The organism is Paraburkholderia phymatum (genome assembly GCF_038900715.1).
Classification (GTDB): Bacteria; Pseudomonadota; Gammaproteobacteria; order Burkholderiales; family Burkholderiaceae; genus Paraburkholderia; species Paraburkholderia phymatum_A.
Genome location: NZ_JAYMRZ010000012.1, coordinates 179,220 through 202,725 on the forward strand (window position 1 = coordinate 179,220; position 23,506 = coordinate 202,725).

Genomic DNA, 23,506 nt, shown 5'->3' on the forward strand with positions numbered 1-23,506 from the left:
CTCCCTCCGTCAGTATCCATGGGTATGTTAATTCGGTGGACTTAAGCGCGGTAGACGGCCTATCATGGCAGCAATGTCCACACCCATGGACTTTGTCGTGTTCAATCTGAACGATCTCCACTTCTTTGTGCAGGCTATCGATGCCGGCGGGTTCGCACCCGCCAGCCGCCGGCTCGGATGCCCCAAATCTACGGTGAGCAAGAGAGTCGCCGAACTCGAAGCCGCCCTGGGAATCCTGCTGGTGCATCGCACCTCGCGTAGTTTTGTCCTGACCGATGTTGGACATGAGTTTTACGACCATGCACGCGCCGCTCTCATCGAAGCAGAAGCGGCCGAGGAAGTCGCACACCGACGGCTATCCGAACCGGCCGGAGTCGTTCGCATGACGGCCTCCGTTCCAGCCACGCAATTTCGCTTGGCACGTCAACTGCCAATGCTCGCACGCAAATACCCGAAGCTCCAGATTCGGCTGCATGTGACCGACCGTTTTGTCGACCTCGTGCAAGAGGGTTTCGATATTGCCATCCGAAGCCACCGCGCACCCCTCCCCGACTCGGGACTGTTGAGCAGGCAGATTAGGGTCGAACCAATCGTGTTTGTCGCTTCTGCTGACTACCTATCGCGACGGGGAACGCCCTCAGTTCCTAGTGACCTAGGTACCCATGACGGCCTGCTTATAGGCGCATCTGCAGCAGATTGGACGCTCTTCGGTCCCGGCGGCCAGAAAGTGAGCGTGTCCACTATTCCTCGGCTCTTCGCAGACGAGTCGATCGCGCTATTGAGGTCGGCAGAAGCGGGATTAGGTATTGCGGCACTCCCGCGGGCCATCGTCGAGTCTGCCATCGAAGATAATCGGCTGGTTCGAGTACTGCCCGAGTGGCGCGCCGGCAACGTGACATCCACCATCCTTACCCCGCACCGCCGAGGCCAGCTTCCTGCCGTGCGCGCGATCATAGACTTTCTAGCGCAAGATCCGAGTTCGAATTCCAAGCCAGCAACAAGGCTCGACTAGGATCGGCACCCAGCCATGCTGGGCGCTTCGGCGCGAATCGCCCGTCCCATCTATTGAGTAAGTCCTACACACCGTCGACCGATATTGGCGTCAAACCGAGCATCGCTTTTTCACATGCAAGGCAGTCATCGTAGGGCCGGCCCAAAGCGCGACGACAAGAACGGAGTTGACGACGAAACCGAGCAATTAGAGCTCTGCGATGTGCAGCCGCCGCCACGGAACGGCTGTGCCGGCGCGCACCGTCAGCGCAGGCGGTACGCCCAATCCGGCGACGACGGTCAGAACCGTCGGCGGCCGCCAGCCAGTCCCGGGAAACTTGAGCATACCGCGAAGAAGGTAGAGCGCCGCAAGAAGTGAAAGCGCCCAGGTCTAAAGTGCTCGTGCGGCTGCGGAGGGCGTTCCCATGGCACTTTCCTAGACCATCACCTTGCCGCCGTTCACGTCGAGCACCTGGCCGGTGATCAACGACGAGGCGGACGACGCCAGGAAGAGCGCCGCCTCCGCGATGTCCCGCGGCTCTCCCAGCCTTCGGATGGGGCGGCTCTCGGCGACCTTGCGCTGAAGCTCAGGCGGCATGTTGCGATCAATCTTTTCGTTGCGGACGATCGACGGGGCAATCGCATTGACGCGCACTCCAGAGGGCCCAAGCTCCTGCGCTAGATGGCGCATCAACATCAGGGTCCCTGCCTGGGCCGCGCCGTAGGCAGCTGAAGCCTCTGAGACCAGCCGGCCCGAGGCAGAACTCATTAGGATGATTGCGCCGCTTCCCCTCTCGCACATCGCCGGCGCAAAGGCGCGCACCGTAAGAAACTTCGAGGTGAGATCGGCATCCAAAGTGCGGCGCCAGCCAGCTTCATCGAGCTCCAGCACCGGGATCGGGTAGCCAAGACCGCCGGCGTAGCAGGCGAGGATGTCGGGCGAGCCGAACCGCTCCGTCACGCTGGCGCGCAGCCTGTCGATATCGTCGGCGTTTGTGACATCGGCGGCAATGCCAACAGCGTCGCCGCCTGCATCACGGATCGAGGCGACCACACTCTCGATCGATTGCACGTCGCGGCCGTTGACGGCCACCCGCGCGCCCTCCTTTGCAAAGGCGCGCGCCGTCTCCGCGCCGAGCGCCTTGGAGGCGCCGGTAACAAGCACTGTTTTGCCGGCCAGGTCGGAGTAGCGTGTCATGCGTCAACCGTTACGCTGGTTGCCGGCGCCCGGGCGCGAAGCTCGAGTGTCGTGCCATAGTGCAGGCTCGGGTAAGCCCACGCCTGCTCCAGCACCTCGTCAGCGCTCCCAGCATCGAGATACATGTTCATGGCCAGGCTTGGATCGACCGGGACGGGCGCGGCGGCGTCGTGATCGGTCACGCCGACCGTGGCGATTGTCCGGCCCGGTGGTCGGGGATCGATAGCGACGCCCGACTTGCGCGCGGCGGCGATCCGTTGCTGAATCATCTCGGCGGAGCGCCGCGCAACCTCCTCGGGCGTGAGGTCGCGAGTCGTGCGAAAGATGATCATGTAACGGTTCATGCGACGGCTCCTTCGGCAAGACTTCGATGTGCCGCAATCATATAATTCCTCATTAGGAACGATTCTTCAAGAAGAATATTTTTGTCGGAGGTGGAATGCGCAGGAAAAAGCAAGAGACGAAGCTTGGCGATTCGGAAGGTGGCGGCGCCTTCCTGCTTTCACAGCTCGGGGCACATTCCGCGCGGCTGTTCGCCGAGCGGGTTTCATGTCTCGGGTTGACGCCCGGCCATGCCGGAACCTTCCGCATTCTGAGCGCCACCCCCGGCATGACGCAGAAGGAACTCGCCGATGCGCTGGGCACGCTTCCGAACCGCATCGTGGGCCTCGTCGATGAGCTCGAGGCCAAGGGCTTGATCAAGCGCGAGGCGCAGGCGCAGGATCGGCGCCGCCATGCACTCGTCATTACTGAGGCTGGCCGCGCCATGGGCGAGGCGCTTCGGAACGCGGCGCGCGACCACCAGGCGACGCTATTGGCTGCACTCGATGAACATGAGCGCCTGCAACTCGCCACGCTCCTGCAGCGCATCGCTGATGAGCAGGGCCTGATCCGCGGCGTTCATCCGGGCTATGCTCGACGGTGGAAGTAAGATCGTCCCCCTGCGTTCGTAGCCCCTCAAACGACTCTATGTCTTTCCTGCTCGCGAGTGACGCGAGTGAAGAAATCGCGAACCGACGAGGGTTTAACCAAGTCGTCTCGACTCTATAAGCATTTCACGTCACGCGTCAAACGATAAGGCACCAAGTAGGCAAGGGCCTCCTCGTAAGGCCGACGATGCGGACTGGGTGCAGGAGGTCTCAATGCATCCGGACAGGAAACGCTGGATTGCAGTTCCTGCGATCGTCGTTGCCCATACCATTTACTCTGGCGCCGGACAGACGTCGAGAAAGACGACCAGAGATGCAACGTCATTCTGTTCGGCCACCATCTGCTCAGCTATCGCCTTTCGCGCATCTGCCACCGGCATTTTCTGCACAAGGCCCTGGGCATCTGCGCACCAAACGGGGACATCGCACATCTCCGCGAGTTCACACGCCTGGGCTCCAAACAACCTGCTCGTTCCCGTCACTGGTCGCGGAATTCTCTGCACGATTGCGTGCTCCGCAATGATCTGCGCAAGAATGCTTTCCGTATACCCGTCGTCTCGCGCGCTCTCAACTAGATTGCGAACCGCAGGAACGAATTCGTCGTTGAATTCCTCTTCCCAATCGATGCAGTCAACAAAGTGCCACTGGCCATCAACAATCGTCACGGCGTCGGTTTCGTCCAAAGGTACACCAACGGGCTCGTCCGCAATCTCAGACAAAAGACATTCCTGTTGGGTCGCAAGGATCCGCTCCCTAGGCCACAGTACCCATCGGGCGCCAAAATTGCCCAGAGACTGAAGCGCGAGATCTCGAAGCACGGTTCCCAAAAAAATTGCGGCTTTCCGGTGGTGAGGAACGCACCAAGGCTGGATACCCAGATGAACGAAAACATTGCTGAATCTTCCCTGTGCCTCATAGAAGACCAGCACCGGCGTCTCGATGTCAAAATTGCAAACCGTATAACCGCAAGGCTTGTTATTGCCGGCCTGGAACGGATTTTCGATGTCGTCGGGCAATACAAAAATGAACCGCGCGCCACCATAACGATCCAGAATGTCGCGAAGCAGACTTTTCACGTTTCCGAGCGAACGCCACCGAGAGGAGTCAAAGTATTCTCCGATCCGCTCCGAGCTACCGTTTAGCCAGTCGAGCGGGACATTGAATTCCCGGGATATAGCCTCACAGGTTTCGCTAGTCAGGTATGGATGTAGTCCGTGCGCCGTCGTCAAGGCGGCACGTGGCACGCCAGGATCGACCCGCAGCGCCTGAACGATGCTGGACGGCGGCAGGTCGTGAGAGGTCAGTATCCTTAAAACACGATCGGCCGTCCTGTCGAATCCACTTAGTAGTCCACACGCTCGTTGTCCAAGTTCTTTCTCCAGACGAGCGACCGCATCACCGATTCGAGCTTCGCTGCGCGATTGGGCGATATTGAATAGTCCCCCGAGATCGAGGATGTTCTTGCCGACAGTGAAATCCAAGCCGGAACTCCCGAGACTCTTTCCGATAGACTCCTCGCTGTAACTGTCTTGCCGCCCGCAGAGCATCACGATATAGAGTTTTTCAGGCTTCGGATCCAACGCCACGAACTTTTCAATTGCGTCCTTCACTTTCTCGATGCCTCGTGTCGAGGTAACCTGCACCCCCGTCTTTCCGTCGAGCGAGAGAAGATCGATAGCCGCATGGTTGGGATTTTCCATGTTCAGATTACTGAATGGTCCCCAACCACAGAGGTCCGATAGCAGGTCACACATCAAGGTCTCCGCGAGGCGACTGCTGTCGAACAGGAACCCTCCGTTCTTGATTTGGACATAGTCCTTGAATATGGACAGCGCGAGAGCCAATCGGTCCAGCACCGCGTTCCTTGAACCATCTCCAGTTTCAATCCCGTTCATTGGTCTCAGATACCCTGTTTCAAATGATCGCGTTTCAGGGCAACGTAGCTTTCCCCTTCAATCGGACAGCTCTGACTCGACGATGCCCTGCTGGTAAGCGGCTCGGGATGGCCGTCATAGACGGCCGCGAGGATCGGCATCAGAGTGATGTCCATCATTTTCGAAGTGGTGGACACTATTTTGTCAGAGCCAACACAGAGGCCCGGCAGCCGTAAAGGACGCCCGAACCATAGCCCCGAATTCCGTCGTCGCCTGGCGATGGCAGCTTGCGAACCAGGGGTGTCAATCGCCAGGTTGGCCCGTGAGAACGGCTTGAACGCAAACCTCGTGTTCACGTGGCGGCGCCGGTATCTGGCGGAACAGCAAGCCGAGGCAGTGCAACTCGTTCCAGTAGCAATCGTGAACGAGGTGTCATCAGTCAATGAACCTCCTGCGCTGCCAGAGTCTGAGGTCGTGAGGCCGGCTGTGCCGGCCGGTTCAATCGAGGTTCGAATCGGCCGGGCAGTGGTCAAGGTCGACGGCATTGTCGACGCTGAGATGCTTCGGACGGTGCTGGGGAGCCTGCGCTCGTGATTTCTCTGCCAACCGGTACGCGTATCTGGCTTGTTGCGGGCATCACGGACATGCGCTGCGGTTTCCAGGGCCTGGCTGCCAAGGTGCAAATGGCGCTCGAGGAGAATCCGCTGGGTGGCAACCTGTACATTTTCCGCGGGCGCCGCGGCGATCTCGTGAAGCTTCTGTGGGCGACCGACGACGGGCTTTGGTTGGTCGCAAAGCGTTTGGAGCGAGGCCGTTTTATCTGGCCACACGTGTTGCCTCACGGGAGGATGTTACTCCCGGGTAATTGTCACCGTGCGATTGTTTTGCAATGAAGGCTGGCGCTGCGTAGCAGCGTCAGCCTTCATTGCGTCGGCGCCGTCGAGTATCCGGGTCACCAGTTCCCGCGCTCGATTCGATCGCCACGCCTTCACGCGGCGCTGCAGGGTGCGCAACTGGGCGCTGGAATACATGGCGGGAGCCATCGCGGTGAGACGCTCATGGAGCTTTTTCGCCGTGATGCCGGGCTCCGTTTCGAGCCACTGCTGTATCTTCGGCCAGGTATGCTCGAACGGATCCTCGCGCGTGCGCCAGTCATGTGGGACGCGCGCTTTTCGGTGATGCGTCGGCCGTACCTCGCCCGCCTGCCACGCTGTCCCAAGACTTGCCAGGAAATCCGCAAGTGGAACTTGATCCGCTGTTTTTGTCGCTGTCGGCGCCGTGCCGGACGCGCTGCATTCGGCAACGCGCTGTTGGGCTTCGCGCATTCGACGTAAGAGGTCCAGTGGATCAAGCGTCCTGAACTGGGTACGCAGTCGGCGCTTGGTTGACTCCGGCACCGAAGCCGAACGCAGCACGCGCTCGAGCGGCGTCAATGGCGCTTCGTAGCGCTTTGTCACCTTCGCGCCGTGACGTGTCTTCGATTTCAGCTTGAATGAGGGCTGGAAGAAGTTGATGTACAGCCGCGACACTTGATAAAGCGAGGCTAGCGTTTCTGTGGCTTCGAGGCCTCGTAACCGGCCATATCCGACGAGGCGACGCACGATTGATCCGTTCTTCTGCTCGACCCAAGCCTGGTCGTTTTTCTTGTATGCGCGTGAGCGTGTCAGCTCGATACTCGTTGCCTTGCAGAAGTCGAACACGGCTTCATTCATGAAGGCGGTATCGTTGTCGCAATCCAGACCACGCAGTGGAAACGGCAAGGCACGGCTAACACGCTCGACGTGCTCGAGAACAAACGCCCCACTGCGATACGGCATGGCTAGACATTCGGTCCAGCCGGTTGCGATATCTGTCATCACGAAGCTGTGCACGAAGTCGCCGTCGATCTTGGTGCCGCCGCAATGCTCGACGAAATCAACCTCGAAATAGCCGGGCAACGGATCGTTCCAGTCAGAGAACGTGCGGATCGGCACCGCACGGCGAATCGCATTGCCGACTCCGCCAGCACGCCGGTGTTGACCGGCGAATGCTTGATCCCGCACGTCCCGCAGCATCCGATCAATGGTAGCGGCGCTGATTTGCTTGTAAGCGTCGCGCCGACACCGTCTTGACCTGAATGGCGGTTACTTTCGCCCCCAGCCGTTAGCCGCCATTCGCAGAAGCGCCGCGTTTGCGGCGCGGCGGTCGAACAACTCTGCATCGAAGTCGCGCCCGGCCCACCGCCGCAAATCGCGCGCTTCCTCGCTTCTGGGTTGCTCGCGTAGCGTTTCGAGGAACCTTTGATATCCGTGTGGACCGCCGACGTCTTCCGGCGGGCATGCGCGCGCTCCAGCGACGATATAAGCAGAGCCGTCAGGCTCGGCATCGATGATGTCGATTTTCTCCACTACGACATCGTGGTCCCAGCAGTCACCAAAGTCATACTTGTAGACGAAGCGGAGGTCCTGATACGCGACCTTCTCGAGCTTCACTTTTCTATCGTCGAACGTTTTTTTCGGGTCCATGAATTCGAGTATGTCTTCGACGTCCATCATGACGTAGCTGTTATCGTCGATCTCGAACTCGTGCAGATGTGCGTCGTGCCAGCCGAATGCGGCCTGCAGAATGTGATGAAGCTTGCGCAGCGAGTCGCTGCCTTCGACTTGCACTCGGCGCCAGATGGGAGGATCGATGTCGCGGATTTGCGCGTGCAGAGTGAACAGTCGGTAGGACTTGGCCATGGCGTAGTGAGAATCGAAGGTCGAGGCGTATTATCGCTTCAGCCCACTAGAGTGCTCACGTTCCACGGTAGTAGTTCATCAACGCGGTTGATCGGATGCTCTGCGATGCGTGCAAGCACGTGTCGCAGATACGTCTCAGGATCGATGTCGTTGAGCCTGGCCGTGCCGATTAAGCTGTAAATGGCAGCGGCACGTTCGCCGCCCGAGTCTGCGCCCGCGAACAGGTAGTTGCGCCGCCCGATGGCTACGCCGCGCAGGGCGCGCTCAACCGGCAGGTTATCGATTTCAAGTCGTCCGTCATCGCAGTAGCGCGTCAGCGCCTCCCAGCGGTTGAGCGCGTAGAGGATTGCGCGGCTCGTATCCGATTTTCGCGAGAGAGTGGCAAGCATCTCGCTTAGCCAGGTATGAAGCTGATCGAGCAAAGGCTTGGCATGCAACTGGCGATAGGCGCGACGCTCGTCGGGAGGCTTGCCGCGGATGGTTTCTTCGATTTTGTAGAGCGCACCGATTCGCTCGAGGGCCTCAGTGTTGAAGGCATTCGGCCGCGCGACGTGGAGTTCATACAGCTGTCGTCTCGCATGGGCCCAACAAGCTGCTTCCACTACGCGTCCGGTTTCGTAAATCGCTCGATAGCCGCCGTAGGCATCGGCTTGCAATGTGCCGGCAAACGACTCGAGATGTTGTTGCGGGTGAATGCCCTTGCGGTCTGGCGTGTAGGTGAACCATACAGCAGCCGGCGTTGCATCGCCTGATGGCCGATCGTCGCGCACGTACACCCATAGTCGTCCGGTCTTGGTCGTGCCGTTGCCGGGCGCGAGCACTGGCACGGGAGTGTCGTCGGCGTGCAGTTTCGATGCCTCCATCACGTGGCGACGAATGGCGTCGACCAGGGGGTGCAGCAACGCAGCGCTATGACCGACCCACTTGGCCAGCGTCGAACGTTCGAGCTCAACACCTTCGCGGGCATATATGACGGATTGCCGGTAAAGCGGCACATGATCGGCGAACTTGGAGACGAGCACGTGTGCGAGCAACCCCGGGCCGGCTAAGCCGCGTTCGATCGGGCGGCTCGGCGCGCTTGCTTGTGCGATGTGATCGCAGCAGGTGCATGCGAACTTTGGTCGTACGTGCCGGATGACCCTGAAGCTCGCCGGCACGTACTCAAGCTGCTCCGAAACGTCTTCGCCGAGTTGCTTCATCGCGGAACCGCATTGCGTGCAACGCTCGCCCGATTCCGGCAGATAAGTGCGCGTATCGCGCGGCAGATGCTCGGGCAGTGGCTTGCGTTGCGGGGCCTCCGGCGCAGTGCGCGCCTTCTTCGGGATCTCGACAGGAGCAGCCCCCTCGTCGGCTTGTAGATCCTCAAGACGTAGCTCGAGCTGCTCGATCTGGCGATCCAACTTCTCCGATTTGCGGCCGAACTGCATGCGGCGCAACTTGGCAATGAGCAGTTTCAGATGTTCGACTTCTGCCGCGCGCGACACCAGCGCGGCCTTCTGTGAATCGACCGTCTCTTGTAGTTTCGCCACTTGCGTGTCGCGCTCGCGCAGCGCGGCTTCCTGCTCGATCAGCATGGCCTTTAAAGCCTCGATGTCGTTGGGAAGTGCGCTCGCACGGGTCATGCGGGCAGTTTACGCGCCGGCGGCGACGTTTACAACGCTGAAGTCGGTCGCGCCGTTCTCTTCGGTTGCCGCCAGTCGATGCCCTCCAGCAGCATCGATAGTTGCGCCGGGCTAAGGCAAATGACGCCGCTGTCCGCTTGAGGCCAAATGAAGCGTCCCTTCTCGAGTCGCTTGTAACATACCTCGGAATGCGAACCTTGTTGTTGCCTCAGAACACCTTGTCCGCATTACCCATCCGTTTCACCCATTCAGCGGGCAGCGACTTCTGTGTATTGGTGAACGCTATAACCGGTCTGGCAGACGTCTCTTGCTGCGCATCGACGACAAGAGCTATTGCTCCGTTCCTCCGAAGTGGACCGATATGAGCGAACCTGATCCTGAAGTTACGATAGGACGAGCTCGCGCGCTGTTCACGGTTGCGGATTTGATGGAGCTTACGCTCCTCGTGAGACGCTTCTCTTCGCACAGGCATGCAGAGGACGCCTCGTCTATGTAAGAGTAATTATGTCGCTTATGTAAGGTAATTAACGCCGCACATCCTGACTTTTGTTTTTTTCTCTTCGCTGATATTTCCCATATTTATTGTCACCACTGTTCATAATCATAGAGCTTGACAAGTTTCATTGTGCGGCATAATTTAATTACAACAACGTGCAAACTTTCGGAGTGACCGTGCCACCGAACGAACGCAAGCGCTCGAAGACCGATGTTCTCGCGGAAGACGGTACGCTGAATCAGGCACCAGAGAGCGTTCTTGATCCCAAGTTCCAGGAAGGCGGATTCTTCGATCCCCACGACGCCGTGCAGGTCAAGTACGAGATGTTGCGCCGGGTCTCGGTAGAGAAGGCATCGGTGACGCAGATCTCCGACGAATATGGTGTCTCGCGACCGACCTTCTATCAGGCGCGGGCAGACTTCGAGGAAGGAGGGATCGCAGGTTTGGTCCCGAGGAAGCGTGGACCTCGTGGTCCACACAAGATCCAGGGCGACGTATTGGCCTTTCTCAAATCGCAGTTCACGCCCGGAGAACCGATTCGGGCACGCGAACTGGCAAAGCTGGTTCGCAAGGAATTTGGTCTCGATGTGCATCCTAGAACGATCGAGCGCGCCTTCGGTGTAAAAAAAACGGCGGAATAGCACGAACCGGTGCTTGGCCGTTGGTAGTTTCATCTGCAATCGCTGCGCAATACGAGGTGCTGCGCTCCGCCGTGCTTGGCGAGGCCTTGCCCGCAGAGGCTCGCCGCGGACTCAGCGTCTTTCTTGCTCGAGGCATGTGGGCATGGGCACGCATGATGGTTCCAGGGCGTGCTCCACTGGATCCGATCGGTACCCGGTCCTCTCCGTACACACAGTCCTTCGAGCGCCAGAGCGTCATCTATGCACTCGCAGGCATGGCTATGGCGCTCAATGAGCGGAGAAGACCGTGAATGCATCGCTTAAAGTTCAACCTCACCACCTCGAACGGAGTGCTTACCTTTACATCCGGCAATCGTCGATGCGGCAAGTCGTCGAGAACGTTGAGAGCACGAAGCGGCAATACGCCTTGCGTGGGCGTGCGACCGCGCTCGGCTGGCGCGACGAGCAGATCGTCACGATCGACAGCGATCAGGGCGAATCGGGAGCATCAGCGTCATGGCGGGAGGGGTTTCAACGGTTGGTCACTGATGTTGGCATGGGCCGCGCGGGCATCGTCATGGGCCTGGAGGTTTCACGCCTTGCAAGAAACAATGCCGACTGGCATCGGCTGCTGGAAATCTGCGCGCTTGCGGACACGCTGATTCTTGACGAGGACGGGATATACGATCCGGCAAGCTTCAACGATCGGCTCCTGCTTGGGCTCAAGGGAACAATGAGTGAAGCCGAACTGCATGTTCTCAAGGCACGACTACGCGGCGGAATCCTGAACAAGGTGAGCCGTGGCGAGTATCGCTGCCTGCTACCGACCGGCTTTGTATACGACGAACTCGGCAATGTAGTGCTTGACCCAGATTCGCAGGTCAGGGAAACCATTGCTTACTTCTTCGAGACATTCTCGCGGGTCGGCTCTGCCTGTCAGACGGTCAAGGTCTTCAAGAATGAAGGCCTTCTGTTCCCCTCCCGGACGCGCAACGAGAAGTTCGTCATATTCCAGCATCTGACCGCGTCGACGGCACTTCGGATGCTGAACAATCCGCGCTACGCAGGTGCTTATGCCTATGGCCGACGGCAGTATCGGCGAATTGCAGACGGGCGGAAGGTGCCTCGAAGACGTAATCGCGATGACTGGCTTGCCTGTATCCCGGACGCCCATCCGGGATACATCACCTGGGAGCAGTTTCAGCAGAACCTCAAGGTCCTGGAAACGAATGGTCGCGGATATGAAGTTGCGCGATCATCGCCGCCTCGCGAGGGGGCCGCTTTACTGCAGGGGCGCGCCATCTGTGGACGTTGCGGCAGGCATCTCCGGCTCCGGTACGCTACCCGACGCGGGCGACAGGAGGCGTGGTATATCTGCGATCGAGCGAAAGGCACCCGTGGAGAACCTGCCTGCCAGTCGATTGCCGGAGCACCGATCGACGAGGCAGTTGGTGCATTGGTGGTCGCGTCGATGACTCCAGCTGCAGTTGAGTTGGCGTGGGAGATTCGCAGGGAGGTTGAGGCTCGTCACGATGAAGCCGACCAGTTACGCGTTCGCGCCATCGAACGCGCCCAGTTCGACGCAGATCTTGCCCAACGGCGGTTCATGCTAGTCGATCCGAACAACCGGCTGGTTGCCGACACACTCGAGCACGAATGGAACGATAAGTTGCGCACATTGGCCGACGCCAGGGAGCAAAGGGAGCGTAGCCAGCAGCAGGAGCGTCTTGCGCTCGACGATGCGATTCGCGACCGGCTCGTCGCCATGACGGCTGACTTCAAGACGCTTTGGGGAGACCCGTCCTTGGCAAATCGGGAGCGTAAGCGGCTGCTCGCCTATATCGTCGAGGACGTCACACTGGTCAAACTTCCAGACGAAGGAACAACCAGGATCCACGTTCGCTTCAAGGCCGGCAAGACTGAAACGCTCACGGCGCAGAATCCCAAATCCTCTGCACAACAGGTCAAGACGCGGCCAGAGGTCCTGGATCTTATCGACAAGCTTCTCGATATCCATACATGCTCAGAGATTGCGGTAATCCTCAACAATCAGGGCATCCGCCCCGGTGGCTGCATCCGGCCGGGCAAGGCGGACATCCGATTTACCGCGATGCGCGTCTCATATGCCGCTCAGCGAAACGGCTTACGCTCGCGTCGCGACAGACTGAGAGACCGTGGCATGTTGACGAGAGCAGAGGCCGCCTCCCGGCTCGGAATCCATGAAGCCACGCTCATCAGGTGGGTTGAGTACGGGCTCGTCACCAGACACGCCTACAACGACTATGCGTTTCTCTACGAGGTCCCAGATTCGAACCCGCCGGTGAAGCACAGCAGCCGATGGGACTCACTCACTGACCGCGCAGCAGCAGCCCGGGCGGCATTGGGATCCAAAACCCTCTGATCTAACTGAAGGAGTTGTAGTATGAAGCCAGATAGTTCATGAGCAAACACATACCGTCGCCACTCCACCACAGCACCTTGAGCAGGTCACCGCGCTTGCCGCGAAACACGAACACGTGGCCAGAGAACGGATCGCGCTCGAGCACGGTCTGCACTTTGGCTGCAAGGCTGTTGAAGCCGGCTCGCATATCTGTCACACCGGCTGCCAGCCATACGCGCGTCCCTGCGGGCAGACCAATCACGAGGCCGACCGTAACGTTGTTAGCACCGTCCTGAGCACGTCCAGGTCAAGTGGCCCATCCAAGCGGACCCGTACGGCGCCACATTCGACGATGAGACTGGACGTCACTTGCGCCGGCACGGGCAACTGCACCGGAATGAACGTTTCGGCGGGCTGCGCATGCGTGGTCGATTGGTTGCGCTCATACAGGCGCCGCCAACGCGCGATCATGTTGGCATTCAGGCCATGCGCATGCGCCACATCCGCAATCGAACGGGATGGATCGTTCGCTTGCGCCACGACCATTGCCCGGAATTCCTTCGAGTAGTTCTTGGACCCAAGCCGCCGACCCGGTGCCTTCGTTTCCATCGTTCTAATTCCCACTTGATCTGGTGGGAATCAGGTTGCCGACTTCACGCCCTCATGAACAGACGGTAGCGGAGCCACGCTTACATTTGCTTGAGCCGTTGGCGCACCTTTTTCGATAGCGACAGGTGACCATGCCGTGTCATCGAATCGATCAGTGTTGGGATGAGCGCTTTCAGTCGCTTGCCGCAGATCCTGTCGGCAGCCTCCCACAGCGTGATCAGCGCGGCACGCACCTCATCGTCATACCATCGCTGCGGGCCGGGCTTCGCCCTCGGCGGCTGCGGCTCTCGGCACAGCACACGGATCGCGTGCTTGCGATGATAGCCTGTCAATTCAACGAATTCGTCCAGGATCTGGCGTTTCTCGTTTCGACCAGAACGGCGGTAGCGCTCGCCAACTGCCTCAGTCAATTCCCGTCGTGTTGTCATGCTGAGCCGCCTCGTCATAAGTCGCCCCCGCCAGCCGTCTGACGGGTAGCAAAATACTTGAGGCAACGAGCCTAGCTCGGTAACAAAAAACCTGAGTCAATGCGCCACAGGCCGATGGCGGCAAGATTCATCTGACGGGCGCACAGTTGTCGATGTTGCTCGAGGGCATCGACTGGCGACAGCCACGACGCACCGCCGCACTCTCGATGTTGTAAACCGCGAGGAAGGCTCGTAAACTGCGACGCATGCCCGATCAAGCGCCGCTTCCGGATACCGTCGCCGAGCTCCGTGCCATGGTGCTCGCGCAACAGGCATCGCTGCTTGAGCACCAGGCATCGATCGCGAAGATGGTGGAGGAACTCGCCGCGCGAGATGACGAGATCGAGCGCCTGAAGGCGCAGATCGACAAGCTCAGGCGGATGCACTTCGGGCGCAAGTCTGAACAACTCGCGAAGCAGATCGACAAGCTCGAGGCGCAGTTGGAGGACCTGACGGGCGGCCGTGGTGCTGCCGAGGCGCGTAACCAGCGAGACAGGACACCGAATGCGCCGCCCAGCAAATTGCCTTCGCGAGAGCCGCTCCCGCCGCACCTGCCGCGCGAGGAGATCGTTCTCGAGCCCGATCCGCTCTGCCCCACGTGTGCGACGACCATGCAGCCGCTGGGCGAGGACGTATCCGAACAGCTCGCGCGCGTAGCCGCCGCATTCAAGGTGATCCGCACGATCCGGCGTAAATTGCTTTGCCCCGGCTGTGGCCATATCGAACAACTGCCGATGCCGAGCCTGCCGATCGAGCGCAGCATCGCGCATCCAAGCCTGCTGGCCGATATCGCGGTATCGAAGTTCGCGGATCACCAACCTCTGTATCGCCAGTCGGAGATCGCGGCCCGCGACGGCGTGACGCTTGATCGCGCCAGCATGGGCCGCTGGGTCGGCCAGATCGTCGAACTCTGCATGGTGCTGGTCGGGGCGATTCAGCGCTACGTGCTGGCTGCCGACAAGCTCCATGGCGACGACACGACGGTTCCCGTCCTCACACCGGGGAACCAGAAGACAACAACCGGCCGATTCTGGGTCTATGTGCGCGACGATCGACGCTCGGGCTCGACAGAGCCTGCGGCTGTCTGGTTCACGTACTCGTCGGACCGCAGGGGTGTTCATCCGCAAACGCACCTCGCCCACTTCAAGGGAATCCTGCAGGCTGATGCCTACGTCGGCTTCGATCAGCTGTACGCAAGCGGCGACGTCTTCGAAGCGGCATGCTGGGATCACGCGAGGAGGTACATATACGACGTTCACGAGCGTACGCCGACTCCGGATACCCAGAAACTGCTCGAGATGATCGGCGAGCTCTACAGCATCGAAGCCGACATTCGCGGCAAACCTCCCGATGAGCGGTTGCGTGTGCGGCAGGAGAAGAGCAAGCCTCTGCTCAACACGTTCGAATCGACGATCAGGGCCAAGCTTGCGACGCTGTCGAAGAAGTCTACGCTTACGGGCGCGATCAACTACTCGCTGAACCACTGGGCGGCGCTTACGTTCTACTGCGAGGACGGACGTGCCGAGATCAGCAATGTGCTTGCAGAAAATGCCCTGCGTTGTGTAGCGTTGGGCAGGAAAAACTATTTGTTCGTTGGCTCCGACAGCGGCGGTGAGCGTGCGGCGGCGATGTACAGTCTCATCGGTACGTGCAAACTCAACGAAATCAACCCGCGTGCCTACCTCGAATACGTGCTCACTCATATCGCGGACCACAAGGTCAACCGCATCGACGAACTGCTTCCCTGGAACGTGGCCGACAAACTGAAGCCGGCAGCTCCGCCCACGCACACCGTTTGACCGGGTAGGACCCAGATAGGTCGTGTCAACGATCATGGAAACGATCTCACGTGATCTACCGGGACCTCCCCACGCTCTCACATCATGCCCCACGCGCGCGCGAATCGGGGACCGGCCCTGCTGAGCCGCTTACCCCTGCTGCGGTATTTATGGAGCAGATCATCGAGGCGCAAGCCGGCACACGCCAAATACGTGGCAACCCGCGATTCGAAAGTATGGACCTCTTCAGAGGTTACATCTAGATGCAAGTCTTTCGCTGGACACCGTTCGCAACGGTGATTTATGCGCTATCCGTTGTCGACCTACCCAGCATATCGAGCTGCTCCACGACTTGTTCCACGCGATCCACTTCCGCCGGTGAAACATCAAGTTTCCCTGGTCCACCCGAGGAAGAAGTAAACCTCGGGCGAAACACCAGTCCGCCATCTGGGTTCTCGCGCCAGATGAGATATTGCGCGATCAACACTGCGCTCTCTTCAGATGCAGCCGCAGCAATTATCCGATTGCAAAACTCAAGAAGATGCGCACTATGCAGAGTCAGGCGTTCCGTAGCCAAGGCAACCAGAAACTCCATAAGCGACTCGGACCGATCACTAATCTGCTCCGCCGGGACCGAGTGCAGCAGTACGTTGAGCATTCGCTCGCTCAGCGTGACATCACAAGCACCGTAGCTTAGTTCTTTCGGTCGAGCCGCGCGTAACAGACAAGCCTGTAGCACTCCGTCATTGAATCGGTCAAAGTTGTCCGGCGAAATAATCGAGCGTTCGTAAGCGTTATATGACAAGCGCCGCCCGGCGTCGGAACTGATCCGCAATTGCGAAAGCAGCAGGCTCACGACGACGTAAAGGTCCGCCTGGGTGGCGGCTGGAGGACGACGAGCGTCGGTCAAGAGCGAGAAATCTGACCGCAAGGCAAGCTGCCGGTCGCTAGCAGCAGGCCAAAAGAGATCGTCGATTAATCCCGTGCCCGGCGCCTCCTGCAAACGCGAGATTCGCGTCTCCATCTTTGTGGGCACCATGAGGTCGTTCCTGTCCGCAAACGACTGGATCCGCAGCAGTTCCTGAAGCTCTCTCGACCAGCTAGCTTCCTCTTCGTAGCAGTTGACAGGCAAGCTTATCAAACAGTGCATCGAAAATGTACCTGGCCCGTGCTGACCGAACGTCAAGTTAGACCGTAGCCGATCAGCTTCGGCCTTCGGACACATCATATGCAAAGCGGCCAGGTACGTCGTCGAGCCATTCTCCTGCACATCTCTGAGCGTGCGCGACACCGCTAGCAGCTCTCTTCCCTCGTCGATGCATGCCGACACCACGACCGTCGACGTACCCGCCTCGGGTACTGCTGAGCGGAGCTCATCCGTCGACAATACTCGTGGTCGGCCGTCGTCCCTCAGCAGGGGGCGGATCGTTTGTGCAATAGCTTCTGCAATCTCCGTGGACCGGGGATACGAACAGGTCACAATGTGCCTTAAAGACACGGAGGACGACCGTCGCATCAACGATACCCACTCCTGACGCTTCTGGGTTAGAAAGCCCCGATTCTTTTCTGTGAGAGGAGCACTCAGGATAGGTTCAACATTTGCCGCTATCGAAGCTACGCGACCACCGTCGCGCCGGCGAAAAGCGCAGAATACTCGCAGCCCGAGGAGAGCCGACAGAGTCGGCTTCAGCTCCCCGGGCAGGTCCGTCGCCTTGATTTCCACCGACGAGACGTTCGGTGGGGCGATAGCGAACTGGTCGCCCTGTATTTGGATACGGTGATAGTGCTGTTTGCAGGACGGGCAGTCCTCTTCCCGGTAGTTCCTTATAGGCTGAAGCCCCTGCCCATCTGTGCCACGAAGGTCGCACAGCACACGCCCTGATTCCGAATTCGAATCCGAGAGAAAAAACAAGGTTACGAGACGATCCGGCAACGCACCCTGCCTGATGAGACGCTGTGCTAACCCACCCGACGTTGACGCCGAAATCAGAAACAAAGCTTCCCGCGCATGATGCTCCGCAATCTCATCAACGCCATCATGAGATCGATGCGACCAGACCAGTGGTTGCCCAACTAACCCGCCGCGAGCAGCCACTTCGTAAATCATCTTTTGCGCGACGGAATAGATGCCAGATGTGTCGACCACGACATATCGTATGGGTGCGTTCCACAGGTACCCGGCGAGCCAGTACGCCAGAAGACAGACGTTCGCTCCGTCCTCGAGCACATTTGACACCCGCAGGAAACGCTCTGCATGACTTTCAGAGGTCTTTACATAATGGGTGCCTGTGGGCGCCCGCTGCTCGCCGCCGCCGGCCTTGAACGCTGCGAGTAGAGCCGCTTGCTGCTCCATCTGGAGATCGCTGCTCGCTCCACTTCGACGTCCATCGATATCTTCATCGACGTGCTGTCCCTGTGCCTCGTCGAACAGGATGAACCGCACACCGGTTTCGATCGAGCCGATGAGGTTTTCAAACCGTCCGAGCAGAACGCTCCCATCTTCACGCACCCATTGCCGAACGCGATCAACGTCCTCCTGATACCCAACAATGTGAACAGTATCGACCGTAGCAGTGTCGCCTGATATTGCATTTACGACAGCTTCATCGAGTTCTTGCAGCGTCACGCCATGATTTGCGACGAAGATACTGAGCACCTGTTCCTGCCGGCCGGCAACGTTCTTGCTATAAGTATGGATCGCCAATGCGTTCATGCGCCCCCCATCGGGATCAGGAACGACACCACGGTGCCCTTCACCTCGGGATAGTTGCTCGGAACAGTCGACAGCCCTCTCTTCCAGTCCAGTAGTTGCTCCTTTGGAACACGGGCCCCATCCGTACTTTCAGTTGACGCAAGGTCGAAAGCGAAACCGAATTGTCGATAAGCGTGTATCGCATTCGTACGGACACTGATGAACCCCCGAAGTTGCTCGAGGCTCATCAAGACCTTCCAAAGACCAAAGCCGCGGCCGTTTGACCCCGTGGTGGTGCGCCCTTTCTGAAAACAACTCAATACGGCTTCGAGCTGCGACTTCCGATCAGCCAGATCCCTCGTTTTGCCAAGCCATCTGGCAGCCATTCCCGGGCCGGAGTCCATTATGCTGATTTCTAAAAATCCCCCAATGGATGGGCGAGGGGAAATGCGAACGCCCGGCTTCGGCTCGCGCGGCACAAAGGAAGCAAGGTACCGCTCCGCAGGCGTGGCAGTCGGGAGCCTTAAAATCTCTAAGTCCGACTCGACCTCGTCGATGGAATAAAACCTGGAGTAAATGCCTCTTACCGAAGTTTGAACGTCAGCGCCGGTCACCTCCGATCGCGCATGATCATGCGTGTTCTTAAACGTTTCAAAGACGATTGTCGTGAGCGCCTCCCGCAGCATCGGACCGGCCGCCTCCCACGTCGGCGTTTCGGCGGGACTCACTGCAGAGATGAACTGGTCAAGCAACGGCCCAAAGCTTTCCCAAGAAAGCAGCGTGTCCAGCGTTTGACGACTGTATAACTGCCTGGGTAAGCCGTATTCGGGAGGCTTGTGATCCGCGCAGAGAATAAATGCAGTACTGCGTACCGACGCCAGATCGGGCCAACGGGATTGCTCAAGAAGAAGTAGTTCTTGATACTTCCGCCGGTCGCGCCGTCTTTTGGGGTCCGGGACAGAGTCAGGTAGTGCCTGTAGAGCAGCGACAGCAGAAGAAAGATGGGTCCCCCACCTCGACAGAGACGATTCCTCCTCGGTCTCGCCTAGTACGATTCCCTTCTGCCCTGCGGTGACCACTCGTTGAGCAACCAGTGGCTCCGCCAGCGTTGGCGCGCTAGCTGCCAACAGCTTTTCGAGTGCGACCTCTGCTGGCGTTACGGAATGCACCGTATCGGAGAACGGCTCAAGCCAAGAGGGTTGTTGCACATCCGTCGACACGATACCCACCATTTCTACGCATCCTATTGCTGATCGGAAGGCGGTTGGACGTACCGCTTCTGCGGAGCGAAGTACCCCTTCCATCCGTCGCTCGAGATCGCAGCCCTCAATTCCGCCCACACCACATGATCAGGCGTACCGCGACGGAGATTATTGTAACCAATGGCAACAGCCATAGTCACGCTTGTGTGGGCTTCTGCTTTGCACCGTCCCGCTGCGTCACTGCATCTCATTGCCTGCGCCACGTCGCTCCATTGAAAGCTGGAACGACGCGGGGATAATCAAAGCGGACCAAAAAGCGGAAGGGTATGCGCCATGGATCAAGTAATGCGCATGAAAGACGTCGTGAAAAAAATCGGGCTGTGCCGTGCCACCATCTATGCGATGATCAGTCGCGGCGAATTCCCGCGCCCCATCCGTATCGGTGAACGCGCAACAGGTTGGCGTGAGTCTGAACTGGAAGCGTGGCTCGCCAATCGGACGGTGGCACGGGAGCGGCCGGCGTCCGCGCGGCAATCAGTTCGCTGATCGAACCGGCTCGCGATCTCAGGAGCCGACAGCCAGCATCGTACCGCGGCATCCGGACGCGTTGCATCGGCAGAAATAGCTCAATCTTGTTTCTTCGTCCGCCGGATCGTCAACGGTCAACTGGTAATCCAGGAACAGCTCCTCGCCGGGCGCGATCGCTATCGATGCGTGAATAAACACACGGTCCTCAACCTCGATTGCCTCGCAGTTGGGGTTGCACGAGTGGTTCAGCCAGCGTACGCTATTTCCCCCTCGCCCGCCGTCGATCACGCGTCCGTCGGACAAGCCGAAGAAATACGTGTGGCCAGTAGCACCACTCTTCCGGTGTTGGCTGATGGCTGTCCTCCAGGCGATGACCTTGCCCTTGTACTCGAATAACTGTTCGCCGGGCTCAACTGCCCGCAACGCGAACACGCCGCGCCCGTGCACGGGCGAGCGCCGAACCACTACACGTCGCTGCATGACCTGCCTGTCCTCCTTTTTTGTCGTCGCAGTATAGGGCGGCAAATTAAAGCCTAGGTGTATTTCTTGAAGTATTTGGCCATGTTCCATACCGCGATCACCGTCATCAACGAGACCGGCCAGAAATGGAGGTAGATCGGTAGCGGCACCGGCGCCAAAAGCCAGATGACCGCCCCCAACGGGATCACGCCAAACATCAGCAGGTGCTTTGCTTGGTGGTAACGCGTTGCGGACTCGTGCCCGCCCTGGGCGCGCCTCACGTGTCGCGCCACCAGCCCATCTGCGAATGCCACAGCAACCGCCAGCACGAATTGCGGGATCGTCATCACGAGCATCGCAAAGCGGATCCCGAACAGCTTGATCCCATACATTGCCACGATGAGCGCCTCACGCGTCGATCCGGAGAACGCCGGTCGCAACATTGAACCGAGCCCCTGCGTCGGTAACGTTCCCGCCTGCCAAGCCCGCGCCGAGGCATCGACGCCAGTCCAACCAAACCAGCTCCAATACGCGAGGTCCGCGGCATGCCTCGCAAGTTCCGGATCAGTCGTCTCACCGAGGTAATAGCGGACCAGAGCCTCGATGCCATCTATCGGATCATCGCGCCAGAGAAGGTGTGCAGCCGCGACATCGACCAGCACTGACAGGAACGACGCGAGCAGCAGCCACAGCACCGCATGGATCGCCAGATCCACGATCCAGAAAAACGACTTAACGCCATCCGCGTTGCTGTCCCGATGACTCGGACTCACGTCTGCTCCTCTTAGAACCCGGCGCCCCTGCCCTCGACCGCCCATGGTTCAGTGCCCAAAGTCCGGCCGTTCCTGTCAGCAGGCAGAAAACTGCCCACCGAGCCGCCGATGCCGTCAGGCCCCACCCCGCCCGCTTCCTCGAACGGCGATACAGCCTGTACGTACGTCGCGTACTTTGTGCGCATATCGGCCACCACGTCGTCGAGCCCCGGCAGCCGGATGGGATCGTTCTCCTCTAGCAATGGGAGCCGGACCTTCACCGGTTGTCCACCCTCGATGAGCGCAAACGCCTGCCCCTTGGGCAACTGTGTCAGGTCGGACGGCTGCAGCATTGGGACTGGCCGCACGGAAACCTGGTCGTGCGTCTGCGCCGTAAAATGCACGCCCTCACCACGCCGCACCGCGTCCGTCGCCGAAGAGGCCAGCGTCAATGTCTTCACGTCGACCATCGGCAACTGGTCGGTCAGGATCTTCGCGGTCGTGACGTACTTCACGCGCAGCATCACGAGCGTGTTGAAATTCCCGAAGATCTGTTCGGCCTTCGCCCGTGAGCCGGTCTTCGCTTCGAGATCGGCGCTCGTCTGCGTGTAGGCCGTCACCTGGTAGCCCGCGCCGCCCGCCTTATTCACCATCGGAACGAACTCGTCGCCGACCAGTTCGTTAAACTCATCGGCGTGGATCGACACGCGCCGTTTCCCGCCGGCCACCCTTTGGCCGTAACCGTGCCCGTACTTGTAGATCCGGCCGGCGGTCGAGGTCAGATCCGCGAACATCGCGTTACCGACCACGCCTGCGACCTCGAAGTCGGACAGCGCGTCGAGCCCGACATACACAATGCCGCCCCGATCCATCACGCGGTTCCAGTCGAATACCGGGCGCAGGTCATCCGGATCGCTGTAGTCGGGCGACAGCAGCTCCGATGTGCGCCCCGTGGTGAGCTTTTCCAGGAGCGGATACAGCGACGAGATCAGCTTGTCGAAGTATGAGCGCTCGTTGCTGATCACCGAGAGCAGTCCGTTCGCGATCGGGTCGGTCCACCCCTGCTGACGGATGAGGTTCGCGACCTGCAGCACTTCCTGGTTTCGCTGCAGGCGCATCGCCTGCCTGGCTTCCTCCTTCTCAAGGGGCTCAAGCTCGTCCTCCCAGCCTGGGTGATCGCGATCAAGCCAAAAGCGGAAGTACCGGAGCGCGAGTCCGTCGATGTTCACCGCGTTCTGGTAGATCATCTCGTAGGTCGGGCGAATGCCGAGTGCACTCATCGCGCGCGCCATCACATTAACGAACCGCCACACAAAATCACGAAATGCGGCCGACTGTCCTTCCTTTGGAAGATTACCCGCGATGCGCGTCGCCACCTCCGTGATTCTCGAGTACGTGCCGATCGGGCTGTAACGCGCGGATTTGTCGGGATAACCCAAATGGAAGAACGTGAACTCGCCATCCCGACCGCAGCGCTTCGCCTCCGCGTACATGCGTAGCAGGAGATCGACGTCGCCCTTCGGATCGAACACGATGACGATGTCACCGCGCCGTATATCCTGCGCGACCAGGACCTCGCACAGCCGGGTCTTGCCAACGCGTGTCGTGCCGAGCACGGCCATATGCCCGACACGCTCGCCAAGGTCAAACCAGACATCACGCTCTTCCGGTTCGACACCATGCAGCGCGGGATCGCCGCCGACGGGCGGCAGAGGGGCGACCGGATTCCACCACGCCTGCTTGCGCGTGATACGCGCGAGTCGCTCATCTGGGTGCCGCCGCTCGTAATCCCGCGCGCGGTCGTAAAGGTCGTTGCGGGCAAGCAATCGCCGGTTTTCAGGAAGGCGGGCCTGATACAGCCGCTGCGTGTGAATACCGCTCCACCGGAAACCCCGGCCGAGAAACACGTCCCGGTCGGAGCATGGAATCGCGGCTGCCGGAATCACGTACTGAGGCAGGCGCCGCAGATTGCGCTGAAAGCGGATCAGTTGCCATGCCTGACGTGTGCGCGTGAACGCGAGCACGAGTAGCGCCAACGTCGTGACTACTCCTGTTGCGGGCGTGACCAGGAAGAGCGCGGGATGCGACCACAACACGCCCGTTGCCACGAGCGCGGTAATGGACGAGAGCAGTTCGACGGGTTTCCGAAAGCGGTTCTCGACCGGATGTGCCATCGCCGTCTCGCTCGCC

At 59.5% G+C, this 23,506-nt stretch carries 24 protein-coding genes; 9 read left to right on the forward strand and 15 right to left on the reverse strand.

All coding sequences use genetic code 11. The features are described 5' to 3' along the window. Positions 1–64: 64 nt before the first annotated feature. Positions 65–1,012, forward strand: coding sequence for a LysR substrate-binding domain-containing protein (locus VSR68_RS22485; RefSeq protein ID WP_342941944.1), 948 nt, complete (start codon positions 65–67; stop codon positions 1,010–1,012). A gap of 414 nt (positions 1,013–1,426) precedes the next feature. Here the strand turns inward: VSR68_RS22485 and VSR68_RS22490 are convergent, their stop codons facing one another. Next, on the reverse strand, positions 1,427–2,188 hold the full coding sequence (locus VSR68_RS22490) for an SDR family NAD(P)-dependent oxidoreductase (RefSeq protein ID WP_342941945.1): 762 nt from the start codon (positions 2,186–2,188) through the stop codon (positions 1,427–1,429). Beyond that, a complete protein-coding gene (locus tag VSR68_RS22495; protein WP_342941946.1) occupies positions 2,185–2,532 on the reverse strand; it encodes a hypothetical protein in 348 nt (115 codons plus the stop codon). Before VSR68_RS22495 ends, VSR68_RS22490 begins: the two co-directional genes overlap by 4 nt. A 95-nt stretch (positions 2,533–2,627) precedes the next feature. Between VSR68_RS22495 and VSR68_RS22500 the strand changes: the two genes are divergently transcribed. After that, a complete protein-coding gene (locus VSR68_RS22500; protein WP_342941947.1) occupies positions 2,628–3,119 on the forward strand; it encodes a MarR family winged helix-turn-helix transcriptional regulator in 492 nt (163 codons plus the stop codon). 270 nt (positions 3,120–3,389) lie between these two features. Here the strand turns inward: VSR68_RS22500 and VSR68_RS22505 are convergent, their stop codons facing one another. Further along, positions 3,390–5,012: an SMEK domain-containing protein gene (locus VSR68_RS22505; protein ID WP_342941948.1), complete on the reverse strand. Its 1,623-nt coding sequence runs from the start codon at positions 5,010–5,012 to the stop codon at positions 3,390–3,392. Positions 5,013–5,159: 147 nt separating this feature from the next. On the opposite strand from VSR68_RS22505, the gene tnpA (VSR68_RS22510) reads away from it, so the two are divergent. Together tnpA (VSR68_RS22510) and tnpB (VSR68_RS42855) are read left to right on the forward strand one after the other, a co-directional pair. Beyond that, entirely contained in the window at positions 5,160–5,585 is a 426-nt protein-coding gene (tnpA, locus tag VSR68_RS22510) for an IS66-like element accessory protein TnpA (RefSeq protein ID WP_342941949.1), read from the forward strand. Next, positions 5,582–5,884, forward strand: coding sequence for an IS66 family insertion sequence element accessory protein TnpB (gene tnpB / locus VSR68_RS42855; RefSeq protein ID WP_428983557.1), 303 nt, complete (start codon positions 5,582–5,584; stop codon positions 5,882–5,884). Before tnpA (VSR68_RS22510) ends, tnpB (VSR68_RS42855) begins: the two co-directional genes overlap by 4 nt. On the opposite strand, the gene VSR68_RS22515 is transcribed toward tnpB (VSR68_RS42855), so the two are convergent. The 4 genes from VSR68_RS22515 to tnpB (VSR68_RS42860) all read right to left on the reverse strand — a co-directional run bounded on the left by VSR68_RS22515 (position 5,843) and on the right by tnpB (VSR68_RS42860) (position 9,545). Next, a complete protein-coding gene (locus tag VSR68_RS22515; RefSeq protein WP_342941950.1) occupies positions 5,843–7,045 on the reverse strand; it encodes a transposase family protein in 1,203 nt (400 codons plus the stop codon). The genes tnpB (VSR68_RS42855) and VSR68_RS22515 overlap by 42 nt on opposite strands. 69 nt (positions 7,046–7,114) lie before the next feature. Beyond that, positions 7,115–7,711 carry a plasmid pRiA4b ORF-3 family protein gene (locus VSR68_RS22520; protein WP_342941951.1) on the reverse strand — a complete coding sequence of 199 codons (597 nt, stop codon included), beginning with the start codon at positions 7,709–7,711 and terminating at the stop codon, positions 7,115–7,117. 38 nt (positions 7,712–7,749) lie between these two features. Next, complete coding sequence (gene tnpC, locus VSR68_RS22525) at positions 7,750–9,333, reverse strand: IS66 family transposase (protein ID WP_428983558.1); 1,584 nt, start codon at positions 9,331–9,333, stop codon at positions 7,750–7,752. Between the two features lie 29 nt (positions 9,334–9,362). After that, positions 9,363–9,545 carry an IS66 family insertion sequence element accessory protein TnpB gene (tnpB, locus tag VSR68_RS42860; RefSeq protein WP_428983563.1) on the reverse strand — a complete coding sequence of 61 codons (183 nt, stop codon included), beginning with the start codon at positions 9,543–9,545 and terminating at the stop codon, positions 9,363–9,365. A 14-nt stretch (positions 9,546–9,559) separates the two neighbouring features. Between tnpB (VSR68_RS42860) and VSR68_RS42865 the strand changes: the two genes are divergently transcribed. The 3 genes from VSR68_RS42865 to VSR68_RS22535 all read left to right on the forward strand — a co-directional run bounded on the left by VSR68_RS42865 (position 9,560) and on the right by VSR68_RS22535 (position 12,850). After that, positions 9,560–9,829 (forward strand): DUF5372 family protein, encoded by a 270-nt coding sequence (locus VSR68_RS42865; RefSeq protein ID WP_428983564.1) that lies wholly within the window; start codon positions 9,560–9,562, stop codon positions 9,827–9,829. A gap of 176 nt (positions 9,830–10,005) precedes the next feature. Next, entirely contained in the window at positions 10,006–10,470 is a 465-nt protein-coding gene (locus VSR68_RS22530; RefSeq protein ID WP_342941952.1) for a helix-turn-helix domain-containing protein, read from the forward strand. Between the two features lie 286 nt (positions 10,471–10,756). Continuing rightward, complete coding sequence (locus VSR68_RS22535; RefSeq protein WP_342941953.1) at positions 10,757–12,850, forward strand: recombinase family protein; 2,094 nt, start codon at positions 10,757–10,759, stop codon at positions 12,848–12,850. Between the two features lies 1 nt (position 12,851). Here VSR68_RS22535 and tnpB (VSR68_RS22540) read toward each other — a convergent pair whose 3' ends face one another. The 3 genes from tnpB (VSR68_RS22540) to VSR68_RS22550 all read right to left on the reverse strand — a co-directional run bounded on the left by tnpB (VSR68_RS22540) (position 12,852) and on the right by VSR68_RS22550 (position 13,866). Then, positions 12,852–13,091 carry an IS66 family insertion sequence element accessory protein TnpB gene (tnpB, locus tag VSR68_RS22540; protein ID WP_342941954.1) on the reverse strand — a complete coding sequence of 80 codons (240 nt, stop codon included), beginning with the start codon at positions 13,089–13,091 and terminating at the stop codon, positions 12,852–12,854. Further along, positions 13,088–13,438: an IS66-like element accessory protein TnpA gene (gene tnpA / locus VSR68_RS22545; RefSeq protein WP_342941955.1), complete on the reverse strand. Its 351-nt coding sequence runs from the start codon at positions 13,436–13,438 to the stop codon at positions 13,088–13,090. The genes tnpB (VSR68_RS22540) and tnpA (VSR68_RS22545) overlap by 4 nt, the downstream gene beginning before the upstream one ends. A gap of 80 nt (positions 13,439–13,518) precedes the next feature. After that, complete coding sequence (locus VSR68_RS22550; RefSeq protein ID WP_342941956.1) at positions 13,519–13,866, reverse strand: hypothetical protein; 348 nt, start codon at positions 13,864–13,866, stop codon at positions 13,519–13,521. 245 nt (positions 13,867–14,111) lie between these two features. On the opposite strand from VSR68_RS22550, the gene tnpC (VSR68_RS22555) reads away from it, so the two are divergent. Next, a complete protein-coding gene (gene tnpC, locus VSR68_RS22555; protein ID WP_428983559.1) occupies positions 14,112–15,704 on the forward strand; it encodes an IS66 family transposase in 1,593 nt (530 codons plus the stop codon). 280 nt (positions 15,705–15,984) lie between these two features. Here tnpC (VSR68_RS22555) and VSR68_RS22560 read toward each other — a convergent pair whose 3' ends face one another. Both VSR68_RS22560 and VSR68_RS22565 read right to left on the reverse strand, forming a co-directional pair. Then, a complete protein-coding gene (locus tag VSR68_RS22560; protein WP_342941957.1) occupies positions 15,985–18,396 on the reverse strand; it encodes a hypothetical protein in 2,412 nt (803 codons plus the stop codon). Then, the gene (locus VSR68_RS22565) at positions 18,393–19,607 is read right to left on the reverse strand and encodes a hypothetical protein (RefSeq protein ID WP_342941958.1); all 1,215 of its coding nucleotides are present in this window, start codon (positions 19,605–19,607) and stop codon (positions 18,393–18,395) included. Before VSR68_RS22565 ends, VSR68_RS22560 begins: the two co-directional genes overlap by 4 nt. 303 nt (positions 19,608–19,910) lie before the next feature. Here VSR68_RS22565 and VSR68_RS22570 point away from each other — a divergent pair, with 303 nt between their 5' ends. Beyond that, a complete protein-coding gene (locus VSR68_RS22570) occupies positions 19,911–20,123 on the forward strand; it encodes a helix-turn-helix transcriptional regulator (RefSeq protein WP_342941959.1) in 213 nt (70 codons plus the stop codon). A gap of 18 nt (positions 20,124–20,141) precedes the next feature. Here VSR68_RS22570 and VSR68_RS22575 read toward each other — a convergent pair whose 3' ends face one another. From VSR68_RS22575 to traD, 3 genes are read right to left on the reverse strand one after another with little or no spacing between them, the layout of a single operon-like run. Next, complete coding sequence (locus tag VSR68_RS22575) at positions 20,142–20,585, reverse strand: SET domain-containing protein (RefSeq protein ID WP_342941960.1); 444 nt, start codon at positions 20,583–20,585, stop codon at positions 20,142–20,144. Positions 20,586–20,638: 53 nt separating this feature from the next. Further along, complete coding sequence (locus VSR68_RS22580) at positions 20,639–21,382, reverse strand: DUF4400 domain-containing protein (RefSeq protein ID WP_428983560.1); 744 nt, start codon at positions 21,380–21,382, stop codon at positions 20,639–20,641. Beyond that, entirely contained in the window at positions 21,349–23,490 is a 2,142-nt protein-coding gene (traD, locus tag VSR68_RS22585) for a type IV conjugative transfer system coupling protein TraD (protein ID WP_342941962.1), read from the reverse strand. The genes VSR68_RS22580 and traD overlap by 34 nt, the downstream gene beginning before the upstream one ends. Positions 23,491–23,506 lie beyond the last annotated feature (16 nt).

Excerpts from the sequence above, each read along its gene's own strand:
- VSR68_RS22485 (WP_342941944.1), top strand. The coding sequence starts at position 65 with ATGGCAGCAATGTCCACACCCATGGACTTTGTCGTGTTCAATCTGAAC.
- VSR68_RS22490 (WP_342941945.1), bottom strand. The coding sequence starts at position 2,188 with ATGACACGCTACTCCGACCTGGCCGGCAAAACAGTGCTTGTTACCGGC.
- VSR68_RS22495 (WP_342941946.1), bottom strand. The coding sequence starts at position 2,532 with ATGAACCGTTACATGATCATCTTTCGCACGACTCGCGACCTCACGCCC.
- VSR68_RS22500 (WP_342941947.1), top strand. The coding sequence starts at position 2,628 with ATGCGCAGGAAAAAGCAAGAGACGAAGCTTGGCGATTCGGAAGGTGGC.
- VSR68_RS22505 (WP_342941948.1), bottom strand. The coding sequence starts at position 5,012 with ATGAACGGGATTGAAACTGGAGATGGTTCAAGGAACGCGGTGCTGGAC.
- tnpA (WP_342941949.1), top strand. The coding sequence starts at position 5,160 with ATGTCCATCATTTTCGAAGTGGTGGACACTATTTTGTCAGAGCCAACA.
- VSR68_RS22515 (WP_342941950.1), bottom strand. The coding sequence starts at position 7,045 with ATGCTGCGGGACGTGCGGGATCAAGCATTCGCCGGTCAACACCGGCGT.
- VSR68_RS22520 (WP_342941951.1), bottom strand. The coding sequence starts at position 7,711 with ATGGCCAAGTCCTACCGACTGTTCACTCTGCACGCGCAAATCCGCGAC.
- tnpC (WP_428983558.1), bottom strand. The coding sequence starts at position 9,333 with ATGACCCGTGCGAGCGCACTTCCCAACGACATCGAGGCTTTAAAGGCC.
- tnpA (WP_342941955.1), bottom strand. The coding sequence starts at position 13,438 with ATGGAAACGAAGGCACCGGGTCGGCGGCTTGGGTCCAAGAACTACTCG.
- VSR68_RS22550 (WP_342941956.1), bottom strand. The coding sequence starts at position 13,866 with ATGACAACACGACGGGAATTGACTGAGGCAGTTGGCGAGCGCTACCGC.
- tnpC (WP_428983559.1), top strand. The coding sequence starts at position 14,112 with ATGCCCGATCAAGCGCCGCTTCCGGATACCGTCGCCGAGCTCCGTGCC.
- VSR68_RS22560 (WP_342941957.1), bottom strand. The coding sequence starts at position 18,396 with ATGAACGCATTGGCGATCCATACTTATAGCAAGAACGTTGCCGGCCGG.
- VSR68_RS22565 (WP_342941958.1), bottom strand. The coding sequence starts at position 19,607 with ATGGTGGGTATCGTGTCGACGGATGTGCAACAACCCTCTTGGCTTGAG.
- VSR68_RS22570 (WP_342941959.1), top strand. The coding sequence starts at position 19,911 with ATGGATCAAGTAATGCGCATGAAAGACGTCGTGAAAAAAATCGGGCTG.
- VSR68_RS22575 (WP_342941960.1), bottom strand. The coding sequence starts at position 20,585 with ATGCAGCGACGTGTAGTGGTTCGGCGCTCGCCCGTGCACGGGCGCGGC.
- VSR68_RS22580 (WP_428983560.1), bottom strand. The coding sequence starts at position 21,382 with ATGGGCGGTCGAGGGCAGGGGCGCCGGGTTCTAAGAGGAGCAGACGTG.
- traD (WP_342941962.1), bottom strand. The coding sequence starts at position 23,490 with ATGGCACATCCGGTCGAGAACCGCTTTCGGAAACCCGTCGAACTGCTC.